The sequence below is a fragment of the Arcobacter venerupis genome, assembly GCF_013201665.1.
Classification (GTDB): Bacteria; Campylobacterota; Campylobacteria; order Campylobacterales; family Arcobacteraceae; genus Aliarcobacter; species Aliarcobacter venerupis.
Map to the genome: position 1 here is coordinate 1,094,092 of NZ_CP053840.1, position 18,206 is coordinate 1,112,297.

Here is an 18,206-nt window from a genome sequence, read left to right on the forward strand (position 1 = left end):
TTCCTTGAAATTAAAAAGCCTTTTCATGTTATTGTTTATTTTAAATACATTTTCATTTATTAGTGTTGCATTTGTAATAAATAAATATCAAAAAGCAACAATAAAACTTGAAGATGCTTATAAAATGCAGTATAAATCACTAATTCTCGCAGATGAGTTAAGACAAAGTAGTGATGACTTAACAAGAATGGCACGAACTTATGTAATAACTGGTAATCCTATGTTTGAAGAACAGTACAAAACTGTTTTAGGTATAAGAAATGGAGAGTTACCAAGACCTAAAAGATATAATGGGATTTTTTGGGATTTTTATACTTTAAATAATAATAAACCACTACTTGATGGAGAAAAAATACCTCTTCGAGAACTAATGATTCAAGCAAATTTCCCCGAATCAGAGTTAAATCTACTTTTTACTTCTCAAAATGAATCGGATGAATTAACAAATCTTGAACATAAAGCTATAAATGCAATAAAAGGTAAATTTCTAGATAAAGATGGAAACTACACAATTAAAGGCGAACCAGACTTTGTCCTTGCAAGAGAACTTATGCACTCAGATGTTTATCATCTTGCAAAAATAAGAATTATGGAACCCCTTGATAGATTTTATAAAGCTTTTGAAAATAGAACAAAACAAAAAATTATTGAAACAAAACAGAGTCTAAAAGAAGTGGAGTTTTCAGTAAATGTGATAGTTTTAATCTCTATTATTTTATTTTTAATGTCTTTTTTTATTATTCTTTTTAGAATTGTTTATCCAATAGATTTATTAAGAAGAGTGATGTTAAAACTTTCACGAAATGATATGAGTGTTGAAATTGAAAAAAATAAATTTGATGATGAAGTAGGGGACATGATAGGAGCAGTTGAGATTTTTAAAGAAAATACTCAAAAACTCGTAACTGGAGAATATCAATTAAAACAAGCTATGGAAGATGCAAAAAGTGCAAATCAAGCTAAATCTATTTTTTTAGCACGAATGAGCCATGAATTAAGGACTCCACTAAATGCGATTTTAGGTTTTACAAATATCTTAAAAAAATCAATGAATGCCACACCTTTGGAAAAAGACAATTTAAACATCATTAAAAAAAGTGCAGATCATCTTTTAAATATAATAAATGAAATTTTAGAGTTATCAAAAATAGAAGCTGGAAAAATAGAAATTTACCCAAAAAACTTTGATTTCTTTGAATTAATAAAAGAAATAGAAGATATTTTTGCTTTTAGATGTGAAGGGAAAAATTTAAAATTTAATATAAATTTATCAAATGATTTACCAAATTTCATAAAAGCAGATGAGCAAAGGCTGAGACAAATTCTTATTAATCTTTTAGGGAACTCTTTAAAATTCACAAATGAGGGAGAAATCAATTTAAATATTTATACTTTAAATAATATGCTTTTTTTTGAAGTAAAAGACACAGGAATTGGAATTGATATAAAAAATCAAGAGAAAATTTTTAAGCCCTTTGAACAAGTAAAACTGGATAATTACACCCAACAAGGAACAGGTTTGGGTTTAGCAATTACAAAAGAGTTAATTACACTTATGGGTGGAACAATTTATGTAAAAAGTAAACTACAAATTGGAAGTGAATTCTATTTTAGTATAAATTTCAAAAAAGCAAATATTGATGAAATAAATATCAAAACACAAATAAAAGAGATAATAGGAGTGAAAAATCAACAAAATGATAAAACAATTTTAGTTGTTGATGATATTAAAGAGAATAGAGATTTAATAGTGCAAATTTTATCTTCTTATGGATTTAAAACTTTAGAAGCAATAAGTGGAAATGAAGCTTTAGAACTTTTTGATAATCAAAATGAAAAAATAGATTTGATTTTTATGGATATTTTAATGGAAGATTTAGATGGTTTACAAACTATACAAATTATCAGAAAAAAAGAGAAAAATTCAAATATTCCAATCATCGCACTTACAGCAAATGTTTTTGAAGAGGATAAAAAACAAGCTTTAAATGCTGGTGCAAATGATTTTTTACCAAAACCAGTTGAAGAAAAAGATATTTTGATAGTTTTAGAAAAATATTTGCAAATCGAACTTGAATATGAAATAGAACAAGACAAACAGATAAATGATTTTAAAATAGAATTACAAAATCTTCCAAAAGAGTTTTTTGAGAAATTAAATAAACAAGCTTTATTAATGAACAATGAAAAGATAATATTTTTATTAAAAGAATTCAATTTATCAAATGATTTAGAAAACCATATAAAACATCTAATTAAGGAGTTTAAATATCAAGAATTGATAGATTTAAATAAAATTTTTTAAACACTACAGCCTCTTCCTTTAAATAAATATTTTCATTTTTTTATTACTTAAGTATTTAAAATGTAATCAACTTGTAATCAAATAGGTTTAGAATTACACCATACAAATTAAAAAAAAGGTTATAGCAAATGAAAAAATTCGCGTTATTAGCACCATTAGCTGCATTTATGTTAACTACAAGTTCTGTATCTGCTGCAGACTTCAAAGGTAGTGGGGCATCTTTCCCATATAGCGTTTATCAAGGATGGATTGGTGCTTATCATAAAGCAACTGGAATTGAAATTGATTATATTTCAAAAGGAAGTTCTGCTGGTATCAAAGATGCAGTTGCAAGAACTGTTGATTTTGCAGGTTCAGATGAACCTTTAAACCCTACTAAATTAGCTGAAAATAAATTATACCAATTCCCTGGTGTTGTAGGTGCTATTACAATGAGTTATAACATGCCAGATACTCCAAAATTAAATTTAAGTAGAGCTGCAATTGCTGGTATTGCACTTGGTAAAATTGAATATTGGGATAATGATGTTATTGCATCTGCTAATAAAAATGTAAAACTTCCTCATGAAAAAATCACTTTTGTTCACAGAGCTGATGGTTCAGGAACAACTTTTAACTTTACATACTTTTTAAGTAAAATTTCAACTGAGTGGAAAGATACTTTTGGTGTTCAAAAAGATCTTAACTGGCCAGGTGATCATCATATTGGTGGAAAAGGAAATACAGGTGTAGCTACACTTATTAAACAAACTCCTTACTCTATTGGTTATGTAGATTACGCAGATGCTACAAACAATAAACTTCAAATGGCTGTTGTTGAAAATAAAGATGGTTCATTTATTAAACCTGAATTAAAAGCTTTCCAAGCTGCTGCTGCTAATGCTGATCTTGATCCTAAAAAAGATTTCTTTTCTGTAATTTCTGACCCATCAGGTAAAGATGCATATCCAATCGTTGCTGCAACATTTATTTTATTACCAAAAGAAAATGTTGAAATGAACAAAAAAATCACTGCATTTTATGATTGGTCATTTAAAAATGGTCAAGAACTTGCAAGTGAGTTAGGTTTTGTTCCACTTCCTGAAGCATTAACTACTAAAATTAATGGATACTGGACTGCAAACGGTATTAAATAATATCTTTTTGATATGAGAAAACAGCTTGAAATAATTTCAAGCTGTTTTTATTTTAGAAATAAGTTTTTAAAAGTGTATTTTATGCATTTTTTAAAATTTATAAAGAATTGGTATCTTAATGGAAAAAATCTTTAAAAATCTCTCTTTGATTAGTGCAAGTTTTGTTCTAATTGTACTTGTGGCTATATTTATTAGTCTATTTAATTCTGCTAAACCAGCTATTGAAGAGTTTGGTTTAGGATTCATAACTGAATCTGCTTGGGGAAAAGATGTTCCTATTGAGAAGAATCCTTCAGCTACTCCTACTGAAAAAAAAGTAGTAGAAGAAAAACCTGAAGTATATGATGAATTACTTATGGGCTATGATGACACAATCACTAGAACAATATATGGTGGGTTAGTACCAATTGTTGGTACTTTACTTTCAACGCTGATTGCTATGGTTTTTGCTTTACCTATTGCCATGGGAATAGCTGTATTTTTAGCAGAAATCGCTCCTAAAAATATTTCAAATGTAGTTGGAATTGCTATAGAACTTCTAGCTGCAATTCCAAGTATTATTTTTGGTATGTGGGGTTTATTTTATTTTGCTCCTATAGTTCAAGATATAGTTGGTGGTTATCAAGTTTCTTTATTAACTGCTGGACTTGTTCTTGGAGTTATGATTCTTCCATTTATGGCAGCAATTACAAGAGATAGTATGAGAACAACTCCTTATGTATTAAAAGAGTCAGCTTATGCTTTAGGTGCTACAAAATTTGAAGTTATAAAAGATATTATTTTTCCTTATTCAAAAAAAGGAATTATAGGTTCAATTATCCTTGCCCTTGGTCGAGCTTTAGGTGAAACAATGGCAGTTGCTTTTTTAATAGGTTCAATATTTGTTTTACCTCAAAAATTAAATGACCCAACTGTGTCAATTCCAGTTGCTATGGCAAATAACTTTGGTGAAGCCTCAGGTCTTACTTTATCGTCACTGTTTTATTTGGCATTTTTATTATTCATAATTAGCTTTATCGTTATATCTATTGCTAAATTTTATTTTTTAAGAAAGGCTAATTAATGAGATTACTTACAAATAAAATTATATTAATATTATCAACTCTTTCAGCTTTAGTTGGTTTAGCATTTTTAGCTTGGATATTAATAACATTAATGGCAAAAGGACTTTCGTCTTTTCATCTTTCACTGTTTTTTACAGATTTAATTGATGGTGGGCTTAGAAATCTAATTATTGGACAGTTTATAATTGCAGGAATTGCTTCTTGTATTGGTATTCCAATTGGTATGTTAGCTGGAATTTATCTTCAAGAGTATGGAAATGGTAAGTTTGTTAGATTAATAAGAGACTTAAGTGATATTATGATGAGTGCTCCATCAATTGTAATTGGGGCATTCGTTTATGCAGTTGTTGTTGTTCCAACAGGAGGAACAAGTGGCTTTGCAGGAAGTATTGCACTTGCAGTTATGATGATTCCAATTGTAATTAACACAACTGATAATATGTTATCACTGGTTCCACGAGAGTTAAGAGAAGCAGGAATGGCATTGGGTGCAAGTAAGTACCGAGTTATCTTAGATATTATTATCAAAGCTGCAAAAGTTGGGATAATGACAGGTTTACTTCTATCATTTGCAAGAATTATTGGTGAAACTGCACCTTTACTTTTTACAAGTGAAACAAGTAACTTTTTTAGTTTAGATTTAACAGAAGCTTACCCATCTTTAACGGTAAGTATTTATAACCTTGCAAATGACCCTACTGAAGCAAGTAGAGATTTAGCATGGGCAGCATCATTTATACTTACAATTTTGGTTTTATTTATAAACCTAATTGGAAGATACACTACAAGACACAAAGGATAATAATAATGCCAATAATGACTATAGAAGATTTTAGTTTTACTTATGCCTCAGCACAAACTAGATCATTAAATAATATTAACTTAAAAATTAAAAGAAATACTATAACAGCTTTAATCGGACCTAGTGGATGTGGTAAATCAACACTTCTTAGATCTTTAAACAGAATCCATGATTTATACCCTGGTAATAAATACGAGGGAAAAGTTATGCTTCTAAATGAAGAAAAAAATGAGATGGAAAATATTCTTGATATTAAGAAAGAGAATGAGTTTATTCAATTAAGACAAAGAGTTGGTATGATATTTCAAAAACCAACACCATTTCCAATGAGTATATTTGATAATGTTGCTTACGGTTTAAAAATATCTGGAATTAAAAACAAAGGTGAATTAGCTGGTAGAGTTGAGATGGCTTTAAAAGGAAGTGCTTTATTTGGTGAAGTAAAAGACCGTATGAATAAAAGTGCTATGGGTTTAAGTGGAGGGCAACAACAACGTCTATGTATTGCAAGAGCAGTTGCATTAAAACCTGAACTTTTACTTTTTGATGAACCAACATCTGCTCTTGATCCAATTTCAACAGCTGCTATTGAAGAGTTAATTGTAGAGTTAAAAAAAGATGTAAGTATTGCTATTGTTACACACAATATGCAACAAGCAAGTCGTATAAGTAATTATACTGCCTTTATGTATCTTGGGGATTTAATAGAATTTAATGAAACAGATAAAATTTTCATAAACCCTGAGCAAAAGAAAACAGAAGATTATATTACAGGGAGATTTGGGTGATGTTAAAAGATTATAGCGACAAACTAGACGAAATCAATGATAAGATGTTATCAATAACACAAGACATCTTAGACGCAAACAAAATTATACTTACAGGTTTACAAGAGTGTAATAAAGGGTTATTAGATAATGCAAAAAGCAATCTAAAAAATATGAGTACAAGAACTACTGAAATAGATAATTCAATAGTTAAAATATTAGCTCTTTATTCACCAGAAGCAAAAGATTTAAGATTTGCAGTTTCATTTTTTAAAATTTCAAATGAACTTTTAAGAGCATCTTCAAATACAAGAACTTTTATTTCAGGACTTAGCAATTATTGTACGGAATTAGATGAAACAACAGTAAAAGAGTTTGCTGTTCCTATGCAAAAATCAACTATTGATTGTTTAACTGCTGTTGTAAAAATGATAAAAGCAACTTCAAATGAAGAAACACAAGAGTCTTTTAACAATATCATTGTTTCAGAAAACAAAACTGATGAATATTATGAATTATTACAAGATAATATTTATAAAAAAGCTCCAAATATAGAAGATTTTGGTAAATTCACAAAAATCTTAAGAGCTTTAAGAAAAAGTGAAAAAATAGCTGACCGTGCTTTAGATGTTGGAAGTTTACTTCTTTTTGCAAGAATTGGTGGCGAGTTAGGTGCTGCTGAATAGCGTTTTTTTAAAGAGTTAGATTTTATAAATAAAATTTAACTTTTTGCTTTTTTTTCTTCAATTTTATTTCTTTTTCTTTTGTTATAATACAAAAAAATTTAAAGGCTTTTTATGGAAATAGAAATATCAACACCTGCTTTATTATTCCCCGCAATTTCGTTACTTCTTTTGGCATATACAAACCGTTTTTTAACAACGGGACAACTTATTCGCTCAATCAGTCATCAAGCAAGAACACATGGTGGACAAGAACTTGTAGGGCAAATTGATAATTTAAAAAAAAGACTTGAACTTACAAAATGGATGCAATTTTTTGGAGTTGTTTCAATGCTTATGTGTACAGTTTCAATGTTCGCTTTATTTTTAGGTTTTTATATTGTTGGTAAACAAGTATTTGGATTAAGTTTGATTACCATGTGTTTATCATTATGTATCTCATTGTGGGAAGTTTATATCTCTTCAAATGCTTTAAATTTGGAATTAAAAGATTTAGTTGAGAAGTGTAAATAAGTTTTAATAAAAGAGTAAATAATGGCAGTACCAATAAATAAAGAAGAATTACAAGAAGCAATTATAAGTAATTATACTAAATTGAAAAAGGAACTTTTGACTATAGCTTTTGAAAAAACATCTATCAATGAATTAGAGGGGCATTCAAAAGGAACTTTAATGAGTATAAACAATTTAATTTCTTATCTAGTTGGTTGGGGTGAATTAGTAATAAAATGGAATGAAAAAAAAGACAATAATGAAGCGGTTGATTTTCCAGAAACTGGATATAAATGGAATGAATTAGGAAAACTTGCCCAAAAATTTTACGAAGACTTTAAAAATGATGATTTTAATTCTTTGATTATAAAATTAGATAAAACAGTTGAAACTATTTTATTATTGATTGAAAATAAATCTAATAAAGAACTTTATGATGTAACTTGGTATGAAAAATGGACACTTGGAAGAATGATTCAATTTAATACTTCATCTGCTTACTTAAATGGGAAAAATAGAATTCGTAAGTGGAAAAAAGCTCAAAATACTAAATCATAATAAATCATTTTTTTATTTCTGACTTCTAAAGATATTAATATTTATTTTGTATAATAAATAAATTTTAAAAGGAAGATGAAATGAAAAGAATTATATTTTCAATTTTAATATCTATTTTAAGTATAAATTTAAATGCAAGTGATTTTGATTCAGCAATAATATTACAAGAAAAAGGTGAAATAAAAAAAGCAATTAGCTTATTTCAGAAAGCTTGTAAAAGCAGTGATTCAAGGGCTTGTTATAATCTGGCTGTTATGTATTACGATGGAAAAAAAGTAAAACAAGATTACTCAAAAGTGCAAAAATTATATACAAAAGCTTGTGATTCTGGACATGCTTTTAGTTGTTATAATTTAGGGCTTATGTATGATGGTGGAAAAGGAGTAAAAAAAGACTCTTTAAAAGCAAAAGATTTATATACAAAAGCTTGTGATGCTGGCGATTCTTTTGGATGTTACAATGTTGGTTTTGTTTATTATAGTGGAGAAGTTGTAAAAAAAGATTATCTAAAAGCAAAAGAGTATTTTACAAAAGCTTGTGATGCAAATGATGCTTCAGCTTGTCATAATCTAGGAGTTATGTACAGCAAAGCTGAAGGAGTAAAAAGAGATTATGCAAAAGCAAAAGATTTTTATACTAAAGCCTGTGATTTAAAAAGTGACACAGCCTGTAATAATCTTGGACTTATGTATATAAAAGCACAAGGAATTGCACAAAATATTGCTAAAGCAAAAGAGTTATTTAAACAATCTTGTGATGATGGAAATGCAAAAGGATGTAAAAACTATTCTATGATAAATAAATAGAATAGTTTAAAAGTCATAATAGTTTTATAGAGTTTCCAAAAAATCCAAAATGATTTTTTTATGGTCAAAAACCAACTTTTCAAGTGGAATTTCATCTTTTTTATATACATAAACCTCTTTTGCATCATCTTGAGCAAGAGGTTCTCCATAGGCTTTACAAACATAAACAATAGATGCTGTATGAAATCTCTCATCTCTTGCGGGGTCTGAATAAACTCCAAGAAGTTTTTCAATTGTAACATCCAATGAAGTCTCTTCTTTCATCTCTCGTACAACTGCATTTTCAACAGTTTCACCAATATCCACAAATCCTCCAGGAATTGCCATACCAAGAGGTCTGTTTAATCGTTCAATTAAAACAATACCTCTAAAATTTTCTTTTTCATCATATAGTTTTATTATTCCATCAACTGCTAAAAAGGGTGTTTTTATCATTTGTTTTTCTTTCATATTAGTTTCATTATGTTGTTAAGTATATCAAAACTATAAATCAATAATAATTAAAAACTATACTTAACTGAAACATTAAAATTTCTAGGTTCACCATAAACCATCCAATAATTACCTATACCTTCATAATATTTTTTATCCAATAAGTTATTAACATTTAATTGAACAGATGTACTTTTATTTAGTTTGTATTTCATCATAGCATTTGTTAAAAAATAGGCTTTTTGTTCTATATATGAAGTTCCTGTTCCTGTATAATATTTGCTGTAATATTTTAATCCAGCTCCTACATCTAAATCTTTATTTAATTTATAATTTGTAAATAAATTTGCTGTAGCTCTTGATTGTTTAGTATTTACTTTTTCATCCTTTGCATCTTTTGCTTCAAATTTTGCTAATGAAAAAGTTGTATCTAACTTATCTGTTAGTTCTCCAGCTAAAGAGACTTCATAACCTTTGCTTTCAACACCTTTTTTTGCTTCATATGCATTACTTCCATCTGATAGTGTTACTCCATCAATCACTTGAGCAACATTGTCTTGTATTATTTTAAATAATGAAAAAGATGTATTTAATTTACCATCAAAATATTCACCTTTTATACCAGTTTCATAATTTTTACCTACGATTGGGTCTAGATATTTTTCATTTATATCTTTTACTCTTTGTGTTTTAAAAATATCAGTATAACTTACAAATAAAGAGTGATTATCATCTAATTCATAAACTAAACCAGCATAAGGAGTTAACTCATTTTTAAACTCTCTATCTTCTTCACTTATATCATCACTATGATATTTCCAAGTTGATAGCCTTGCTCCTGTGATTAGATTAAGTCTTTGAGTTAAAGAAAATCTACCAACTAAATATATTCCTATTTGTTCTGTTTCTTCTGGGTAACCAGAGGTATAAGCTGTATTTTCAAGAAGTGCTTTCCCATCGTAATCAAAAAGGTTCGATACTGACTCAAAAGCTTGTTTATATTCGTCTGAATCTTTTGATTTATTATATGTACCTCCTGCAATAATCTCTTGAGAAAGATTTAAAATATTAAAAGGAACATCAAAATAAGAATCTAAATTCATCTCATCATATGTAACATGATCTGCATATTGACTTACATTCATTCCACTACCATTAACTTTGTTTAATGAACCTGTAAATCTTAAAGTGTGAGTTCTTTCATAAATTCTTCTAAAAGAGCTTGAAAGATTAAAAGTTATGTCATCATAAATATAGTGTTTTACATTTCCAAAAACTTCTTTTGTTTCCATATCCCAATAAGCCCAATCTTTTGTAAGTGAAGTTGACCTTGGAAAATCTGTTCTTGTTCCATCTGAATAAAAAGCAGGTAATGCCCAAAACCAAGCGCCACCTCTATACATGTTATCATAAAAAGTACCTATAGAAACAGAAGTTTCATCACTTAAATCAGCATCAACAATTCCATAAAAAAGAGTATTGTCTTTATCAAAATTATCATAGAATTTTTTAGAGTTTTCATTTTTTAATACAACCCGACCTCTTACTTTTTTATCTTGGCTTAAAGGAGTTGACATATCAATTGTTTGAGAATATGAATCCCATGAACCAGCATCTAAAGTTAAGCTTCCTTGAAATTCTTTGCTGTTTGCATGTTTTCTTATAAAATTAATACTTAATGAGGGGTCACCTTGTCCTGTCATTAAACCATTTGCGCCTTTTACAACTTCAACTCTATCATATATTGCCATATCAAAATCGTTTTGACTTGTAGTTGAATATGAGGGTGAACCATCAACTTTGTAATAAGTAATGTCAAAACCCCTTGCCGCTGAAACTACATTTGTTCCTCTATTATTTAAAGTAACACCTGCAATATTACTTAATACATCTTTATAACTTGTGATATTTTTGTCTTCTATCTCTTTTGAAGTAATTACAGTAATTGTTTGTGGTGTATCTTTTATAGATAGGTCTAATTTTGTAGAAGTATTCATATAATCAGTAGTATAAGAATCCGTTCCTTGCGTTACATTTGAATTATTTTCTATTACAGAAATAGTATCTAATGAAATAACTTCATCTTGTGCAAATAGTTTTGTGCTTAAAACTAAAATTGTAGCTAGACTTAAATGCCTAATATTAATTCTTTTTCCTATCACTTATTGTCTCCTTGAAATGAAAGAAAAAATAATATAATGACATTGTTAATTAGCTGTTAATTTATCTTCTTATTACAATTATTGAGAATTAAATATCAAGATTAAAGATTAAATTTTTATTCTTTTAATTTTTCTAATAGTTCTGATATTTCCAAATTTATCTTAGAAAAAGCAAACCATTTTTTACCCAAATCCTTCAAACTAGCACCAATATGATAAATTTTTTGATTATCAATAATCAGAAATCTATCGTGAGAATTTTTGAAAGTTTTTAGGGTGATATTATTGTACTGCTTTGAATATTTTTCAAAATCAAGTTTGAGTTGTTTAGAAATAATATTTGTATAGATAGTTACTTTTATATTTGAAATTTTTGAAAACAATGTTAAAACTGTATCATCTATATAGTTATCTATTAAGATGATTTCATCTTTTGCACTTCTTAATAAATCAGAAATAAAACTATAAGCGTCATAAATTTGACCATCATAGAAAATACCTTGAGTTGTTTCTAAAGTATTGTTTTTTATAAGTGATTTGACATCATTCATTTGAGATTTTAAAATATTTACATCATTTTCTAAATTTACAAATCTTTCATTAGTAATTTTATCAGCATTTATTACATAGCCATTTTTAATGTAATTTTTTAAAATAGATGTTGCCCATTGACGGAATTTTGTAGCTGTAATTGAGTTTACTCTATATCCTATTGATATAATCATATCAAGATTATAGTGTTCAATATTTCTTTGAATCTCTCTATTTCCTTCTTTTTGAACTATTCGAAAAATTCGAATAGTTGAATTTTTATTTAGTTCTTTTTGTTTATAAATATTTTTAATATGATAATTAATAGTATGTATTTCAACACTAAAAAGCTCCGACAGTTGTTTTTGTGTAAGCCAAATTGTTTCTTCATTTACAGAAACTTTTAGTTCTAATTCTCCATCATTGTAAAGTACAATATTTGAAATATTATCCATAAAATCACCTTTGAAAAGTTATTTTATAACTTTATCAAAAAAATTAGTTTTGCTTTAAAAATATTGCAAATTGTTATTTTTTCTTGATTTTATTGATTTGTTTAAGGTCACAAATTGTGACCTTAAGTTTTTATATTTATTTTAGGTAGTTCTTTATAATTAGGGGTAGATTGATGAATCAATAAATTTTAAATCATTATAGTGTTTAAAATCTGTTAAGTTATGAATTGTGTATTTATCAAGTATAAACATCATTTCATCATGGGCTTCTTCTCCGAAATAATAAAGTTTCATTTTAGTACTATTAAATTCATGTGTAAGTGCGGAAAAATAACTACTAAAATACGAACTATCTGTTATTCCTAAAGAATGTCCAAAAATAATCAAATGGATTTTTTTATCTCTATTATTGTTAAGAATTTTGATTATATCCGACTCAGCAAAATTAATAGTAGATGATTTTTTCAAAAAAATATGATTATTATTTATTCTAGCATCATCCTCGACACCAAAAATAATATTTTTATTTTCAATTGAGCCATGAACAAAAGAGTGTTTAGATTTTATGTCAGAAATCCCTAAAATTTCAGCAACTTTAAACACAGAATTTGTGTAATTAAAATTATAAATTATATCTGTATCTAAAATTTCATTTTTCATCATTTCAAATGCTTTTGAATTTTGATTAATCTCTTTTTCTTGAGCTTCTTTTAAGTAATCCATCAATGTATTCTTTAGTTCTTTAAAATCATTTTTTACTTTTGATTTGTCATTTTGAATTTTTTTTGAATATTCTGTTAACTCTTTTTCTATATCAACCCAGTTATTTATTTCTTGTTTTATATATAAGTGTAGTGCTAAAGTGTTATTCTCATTTAGTAATGAAGTAAAATAATCACTTTCTATAAAATCTTTATAACTCGTTTTTAAACCTAGACTTAAATCAAATCCATTTCCAATAATTATGATTTTCATACTTTCCCTAATATTTAATTATTTTAAATTATATATTAAAAGTAATAAAATCAATCTATGAGGGGAAATTATAAAAAACTCCCTCTGTCTAAAATCTATACACCAACCTTTCACAACTAACACCAAAAGCAACACTAAAACAACACTTCTTTTTTATACTTCTCTTAGAAGTCAAAAGGACTTAAACTAAAAGGAGATTTTATGAAAAGATTATTTGCAAAAGCAATTGTTACTTCTGCATTACTTGGTGGAATGTTAGTTCACGCTGCTGATACTATCAAAGTTGGGGTTTTACACTCTTTATCTGGAACTATGGCTATTTCTGAGACTACATTAAAAGATACGGTTTTAATGTTAATAGATGAGCAAAATAAAAAAGGTGGAATTTTAGGTAAAAAACTTGAACCAGTAGTTGTTGACCCAGCTTCAAACTGGCCTTTATTTGCTGAAAAAATGAGAGGATTATTAACTCAAGATAAAGTTGATGTTACATTTGGTTGTTGGACATCAGTTTCTAGAAAATCAGTTCTTCCAGTTGTTGAAGAGTTAAATGGTTTATTATTTTACCCTGTTCAATATGAGGGTGAAGAATCAAGTAAAAATGTATTCTATACAGGTGCTGCACCAAACCAACAAGCAATTCCAGCTGTTGATTATCTGATGAAAGAGATGGGTGTAAAAAGATTTGTTTTAGCTGGAACGGACTATGTTTATCCCCGAACTACAAACAAAATCTTAGAGGCTTATTTAATCTCTAAAGGTATTAAAAAAGAAGATATTATGATTAACTATACGCCATTTGGTCACTCTGATTGGCAATCAATCGTATCTGATATTAAGAAATTTGGTTCAACGGGAACAAAAACGGCAGTTGTTTCAACTATCAATGGAGATGCAAATATTCCATTTTATAAAGAGTTAGGAAACCAAGGTGTAAAAGCTGAAGAGATTCCAGTTATGGCATTTTCTGTTGGTGAAGAAGAACTTTCAGGAATTGATACAAAACCTTTAGTTGGGCATTTAGCTGCGTGGAATTATTTCGAAAGTGCTGATACAAAAATCAATAAAGATTTCATTTCAACATGGCACAAATTTATCAAAGATGAAAAAAGAGTTACAAATGACCCAATGGAAGCTACATATATTGGATTTAATCTATGGGTAAAAGCTGTTGAAAAAGCTGGAACTACAGATGTAAACAAAGTTAGTGATGCGATTATTGGTTTAAGTGTTCCAAACTTAACAGGTGGAACTGCAACTATGCTTAAAAATCACCACATTACAAAACCTGTATTAATCGGTGAGATTCAAGAAGATGGACAATTTGAGACTGTTTCTTCAACAAAAGAGATTGAAGGTGATGCTTGGTCTGATTTCTTACCAGGAAGCAAAGATTTAATCGCTGATTGGACAAAACCAGTTAATTGTGGAAGCTACAACACAGTTACTAAAAAATGTGTAGGTACTAAATAACAAATCAAAATATGGAAGAGTTTTCTTCCATGTTTTTCAAGGAAATAAAAATGAATATTTTAAAAATAATACTCCTTAATTTATTGATTTTCTCATTTTCATACTCTTCAACTTTTGAAGAGTTATCTAGCAAATTATCAGACAATAGTTTCAAAGTAAAAGAAGATGTTTTAAATGAGTTAATAATAAATTATAAAGATGAACAAAGATTAGAAGTTTTATTACAAAATATGCTTTTAGGAAATCTCTATTTTCAAAATCAAAGCAACGAAATCCTATTTTTAGAGAAAGATAGTTTTAAATCTCTATTTACAAATAATATTATTTCAAATGCTTCAGCAGATGATTTTTCAAAAGTAAAAATAAATAATAAATTAAGAAGTGTTATAAAAGCTTCATTAGCAAAAATAAATCTTTTTGCAAGTGATGAAAACAAAAGATTAAATGCTGCAAAAAATATCTTGGAAAATCTTGAAGAACAAGATAAAGAGATTATTTTAGAGGCTTTAAAAAGTGAAAAAAAATCTTCAATAAAAGATATTTTACTTGAGAGCCTTGCAAACATAACTGCAAAATTTTCAAGTGGTGATGAACAACTAAAAGCTATAAGTGAACTTGGTGGATTTTTATCTGCAAAATCACTTGAAACTTTAACTGGTTTAAAAGAGTCAAATGATGAAAAAATAAAAGAGGCAGTTAAAAATGCTTTAAATGAAATCGAGTTAAGCAAAACTTTTTATTCATTTATTGAAACTGCATTTTTTGGACTTTCTCAAGGGTCAGTTTTACTTTTAGCTGCTATTGGTTTAGCTATTACTTTTGGAGTTATGAAAGTAATAAATATGGCTCATGGTGAGTTAATAATGATTGGAGCATATACAACTTATACAATCCAACAATTAATGCCAAATTTAATTGAGTATTCTGTAATTATCGCAATTCCATGTGCTTTTATAATAAGTGGATTAGTGGGAATTGCTATTGAAAGATTGGTTATTCGTCATTTATACGGAAGACCACTTGAAACACTACTTGCAACTTTTGGAATAAGTTTGATTTTACAACAAGTGGTGAGAACAATATTTTCTCCTCTAAATCAAGAGGTGAAAACTCCTTCTTGGATGAGTGGAGCTTTGGAAATAAACGGAGCTTTATCTTTGACTTACAATAGATTGTATGTTGTGATTTTTGCTTTTATTGTCTTTTTTGCGATTCTTTATGTGATGAAAAAAACATCATTAGGACTAAAAGTTCGAGCTGTTTCACAAAATAGACCAATAGCAAGAGCTATGGGAATTCAATCAAGTAAAATTGATGCAATCACTTTTGGTATTGGTTCAGGAATAGCAGGAGTTGCTGGAGTTGCTTTATCACAGCTAACAAATGTTGGGCCAAATTTAGGGCAAGCGTACATTGTAGATTCATTTATGGTTGTTGTTTTTGGTGGAGTTGGAAATTTATGGGGAACTTTAATCGCTTCATTTACACTTGGGGAAATAAACAAATTTATCGAACCACTTGCAGGTGCGATTTTGGCAAAAGTTATCATATTGGTATTTATTATTTTATTTATACAAAAAAGACCTAGAGGATTATTCCCTCAAAAAGGTCGAGATGCACAGGATTAAAAGATGGAAAATAAATCAATAATTTTAAGAATCTTAGAAAATGACAAAGGTGGAAAAATAGTTTTATCATCTTTGAGTATTGTAGTGTTTGTGGTTGCTTTTTGTAATTTGTTTATTCCTGAGAGTTCGATTTTTCATATCTCAACTTTTACAGTTACGATTTTGGGAAAATATCTAGCTTTTGCACTTTTAGCTTTGGCTTTAGATTTAGTTTGGGGATATTTAGGGATTTTATCACTTGGACATGGGGCATTTTTTGCCCTTGGTGGATATGCTTTTGCTATGTATTTGATGCGTCAAATTGGTGATAGGGGAGTTTATGGAAATGCCGAACTTCCAGATTTTATGGTATTTATGAACCTAAAAGAACTTCCTTGGTTTTGGTATGGTTTTGATAATCCAGTTTTTGCAATTTTAATGGTGATGATTGTTCCAGCAATTTTGGCTTTTGTATTTGGTTGGTTTGCATTTAGAAGTAGGGTAACAGGAGTTTATCTTTCAATCATAACTCAAGCTTTAACTTATGCTTTGATGTTAGCATTTTTTAGAAATGATATGGGTTTTGGTGGAAACAATGGTTTGACAGATTTTAAAGATATTTTAGGGTTTGATTTATCAGCAGACACTACAAGGGTTGCTTTATTGATAATCACTTTTTTTGCTTTGGTTTTTGGATATTTGATTTGTAGATTTATCATAAATTCAAGACTTGGACGAGTGGTAATCTCTATAAGAGATGCAGAGAGTCGTGTGAGATTTTTGGGTTATAAAGTTGAGCAATATAAACTTTTTATCTTTGTGGTTTCAGCTGTCTTAGCTGGAATTGCAGGGGCTTTATATGTGCCACAAGTTGCAATCATAAACCCAAATGTATTTTCTCCATTATTTTCTATTGAGTTAGTAATTTGGGTTGCTATTGGAGGGAGAGGAACTTTGTATGGAGCGATTATTGGGGCTATTGTTGTGAGTCTTGCAAGTACATATTTTACTTCGGCACTTCCAGAAGTTTGGTTATATGCTTTAGGTGGATTATTTGTAGTAGTTACTTTATATCTTCCAAAGGGAATAGTTGGGTTAATAGCCATGATAAATGAAAAAAGAAAGGCTTCATAATGGTATCTTTAAGAAATAGAAATGAAGATAATATCGGAGATTTAAAAATCGGAAGTAGAATTCTTCTTGTGGATGGGGTAAGTGTTAGTTTCGATGGATTTAAGGCTTTAAATAATCTTAGTTTTTCTATAAATTATGGGGAACTAAGATGTATTATCGGAGCAAATGGAGCTGGAAAATCAACAATGATGGATGTGGTAACAGGTAAAACAAGACCAGATTCTGGAAGTGTTATTTTTGGAGAAGCTGTTGATTTATTGAGTTTAGATGAGCCAACTATTGCACAAATTGGAATTGGAAGAAAGTTTCAAAAACCAACAGTATTTCAAAATCATACAGTTTTTGAAAACTTAGAACTGGCAATGAAAGATGATAAAAGATTCTTCAAAACACTTTTCTCAAAATTGAGTAGCGAGCAAAAAGACAAAATCGAAGAAACCATGAAATTAATAGGTCTAAAAGAGCTTTATAATCTTGAAGCAGGAATTTTATCACACGGTCAAAAACAGTGGCTAGAAATAGGAATGTTAATTATGCAAGAACCAAAATTATTACTTGTAGATGAGCCAGTTGCAGGAATGACACCACAAGAGGTTGAAAAAACAGCAGAGATTTTGACAAGTTTAGCAGTGAATAATGCAGTTGTAGTTGTAGAACATGATATGGAATTTATAAGAAGTATCGCAAAAAAAGTGACAGTTTTACATGAAGGTTCTGTTTTGGCAGAAGGTTCTATGGACTCAATACAGAATAATGAAAAAGTGCGAAAAGTATATCTAGGAGAATAAAAAATCCAAATTATGTCACTATTACGGCGTTAAAAC

At 28.6% G+C, this 18,206-nt stretch carries 17 protein-coding genes; 13 read left to right on the forward strand and 4 right to left on the reverse strand.

What is annotated here, in order from left to right:
• Positions 1–4: 4 nt before the first annotated feature.
• The 9 genes from AVENP_RS05455 to AVENP_RS05495 all read left to right on the forward strand — a co-directional run bounded on the left by AVENP_RS05455 (position 5) and on the right by AVENP_RS05495 (position 8,613).
• Positions 5–2,305: a response regulator gene (locus tag AVENP_RS05455; RefSeq protein WP_128358905.1), complete on the forward strand. Its 2,301-nt coding sequence runs from the start codon at positions 5–7 to the stop codon at positions 2,303–2,305.
• A gap of 128 nt (positions 2,306–2,433) precedes the next feature.
• Positions 2,434–3,441, forward strand: a complete 1,008-nt coding sequence (gene pstS, locus AVENP_RS05460; RefSeq protein ID WP_128358904.1) for a phosphate ABC transporter substrate-binding protein PstS — start codon at positions 2,434–2,436, stop codon at positions 3,439–3,441.
• Positions 3,442–3,559: 118 nt separating this feature from the next.
• Entirely contained in the window at positions 3,560–4,504 is a 945-nt protein-coding gene (gene pstC / locus AVENP_RS05465) for a phosphate ABC transporter permease subunit PstC (protein WP_128358903.1), read from the forward strand.
• Complete coding sequence (pstA, locus tag AVENP_RS05470) at positions 4,504–5,307, forward strand: phosphate ABC transporter permease PstA (protein ID WP_128358902.1); 804 nt, start codon at positions 4,504–4,506, stop codon at positions 5,305–5,307. The genes pstC and pstA overlap by 1 nt, the downstream gene beginning before the upstream one ends.
• A gap of 5 nt (positions 5,308–5,312) precedes the next feature.
• Positions 5,313–6,095 carry a phosphate ABC transporter ATP-binding protein PstB gene (pstB, locus tag AVENP_RS05475; RefSeq protein ID WP_128358901.1) on the forward strand — a complete coding sequence of 261 codons (783 nt, stop codon included), beginning with the start codon at positions 5,313–5,315 and terminating at the stop codon, positions 6,093–6,095.
• A complete protein-coding gene (locus AVENP_RS05480) occupies positions 6,092–6,760 on the forward strand; it encodes a phosphate signaling complex PhoU family protein (RefSeq protein WP_128358900.1) in 669 nt (222 codons plus the stop codon). The genes pstB and AVENP_RS05480 overlap by 4 nt, the downstream gene beginning before the upstream one ends.
• Positions 6,761–6,871: 111 nt before the next feature.
• Positions 6,872–7,270, forward strand: a complete 399-nt coding sequence (locus tag AVENP_RS05485; protein WP_128358899.1) for a DUF2721 domain-containing protein — start codon at positions 6,872–6,874, stop codon at positions 7,268–7,270.
• 21 nt (positions 7,271–7,291) lie between these two features.
• Positions 7,292–7,807 (forward strand): ClbS/DfsB family four-helix bundle protein, encoded by a 516-nt coding sequence (locus AVENP_RS05490; protein ID WP_128358898.1) that lies wholly within the window; start codon positions 7,292–7,294, stop codon positions 7,805–7,807.
• 80 nt (positions 7,808–7,887) lie between these two features.
• Complete coding sequence (locus AVENP_RS05495) at positions 7,888–8,613, forward strand: tetratricopeptide repeat protein (protein ID WP_128358897.1); 726 nt, start codon at positions 7,888–7,890, stop codon at positions 8,611–8,613.
• A gap of 24 nt (positions 8,614–8,637) precedes the next feature.
• Here the strand turns inward: AVENP_RS05495 and AVENP_RS05500 are convergent, their stop codons facing one another.
• The 4 genes from AVENP_RS05500 to AVENP_RS05515 all read right to left on the reverse strand — a co-directional run bounded on the left by AVENP_RS05500 (position 8,638) and on the right by AVENP_RS05515 (position 13,168).
• Positions 8,638–9,063: an NUDIX domain-containing protein gene (locus AVENP_RS05500; RefSeq protein ID WP_275402694.1), complete on the reverse strand. Its 426-nt coding sequence runs from the start codon at positions 9,061–9,063 to the stop codon at positions 8,638–8,640.
• A 50-nt stretch (positions 9,064–9,113) separates the two neighbouring features.
• Positions 9,114–11,207: a TonB-dependent siderophore receptor gene (locus AVENP_RS05505; protein WP_128358895.1), complete on the reverse strand. Its 2,094-nt coding sequence runs from the start codon at positions 11,205–11,207 to the stop codon at positions 9,114–9,116.
• A 116-nt stretch (positions 11,208–11,323) separates the two neighbouring features.
• Positions 11,324–12,193: a RhuM family protein gene (locus tag AVENP_RS05510; RefSeq protein WP_128358894.1), complete on the reverse strand. Its 870-nt coding sequence runs from the start codon at positions 12,191–12,193 to the stop codon at positions 11,324–11,326.
• A 159-nt stretch (positions 12,194–12,352) separates the two neighbouring features.
• Positions 12,353–13,168: an AbiH family protein gene (locus AVENP_RS05515; protein ID WP_128358893.1), complete on the reverse strand. Its 816-nt coding sequence runs from the start codon at positions 13,166–13,168 to the stop codon at positions 12,353–12,355.
• A gap of 201 nt (positions 13,169–13,369) precedes the next feature.
• On the opposite strand from AVENP_RS05515, the gene urtA reads away from it, so the two are divergent.
• The 4 genes from urtA to urtD are packed head-to-tail and all read left to right on the forward strand — an operon-like array spanning position 13,370 to position 18,170.
• Entirely contained in the window at positions 13,370–14,641 is a 1,272-nt protein-coding gene (gene urtA, locus AVENP_RS05520; protein WP_128358892.1) for an urea ABC transporter substrate-binding protein, read from the forward strand.
• A 50-nt stretch (positions 14,642–14,691) separates the two neighbouring features.
• A complete protein-coding gene (gene urtB, locus AVENP_RS05525; protein ID WP_128358891.1) occupies positions 14,692–16,269 on the forward strand; it encodes an urea ABC transporter permease subunit UrtB in 1,578 nt (525 codons plus the stop codon).
• A 3-nt stretch (positions 16,270–16,272) separates the two neighbouring features.
• Positions 16,273–17,382 carry an urea ABC transporter permease subunit UrtC gene (gene urtC, locus AVENP_RS05530; protein ID WP_128358890.1) on the forward strand — a complete coding sequence of 370 codons (1,110 nt, stop codon included), beginning with the start codon at positions 16,273–16,275 and terminating at the stop codon, positions 17,380–17,382.
• On the forward strand, positions 17,382–18,170 hold the full coding sequence (gene urtD / locus AVENP_RS05535) for an urea ABC transporter ATP-binding protein UrtD (RefSeq protein WP_118885990.1): 789 nt from the start codon (positions 17,382–17,384) through the stop codon (positions 18,168–18,170). Before urtC ends, urtD begins: the two co-directional genes overlap by 1 nt.
• The last annotated feature ends 36 nt before the right edge of the window (positions 18,171–18,206 follow it).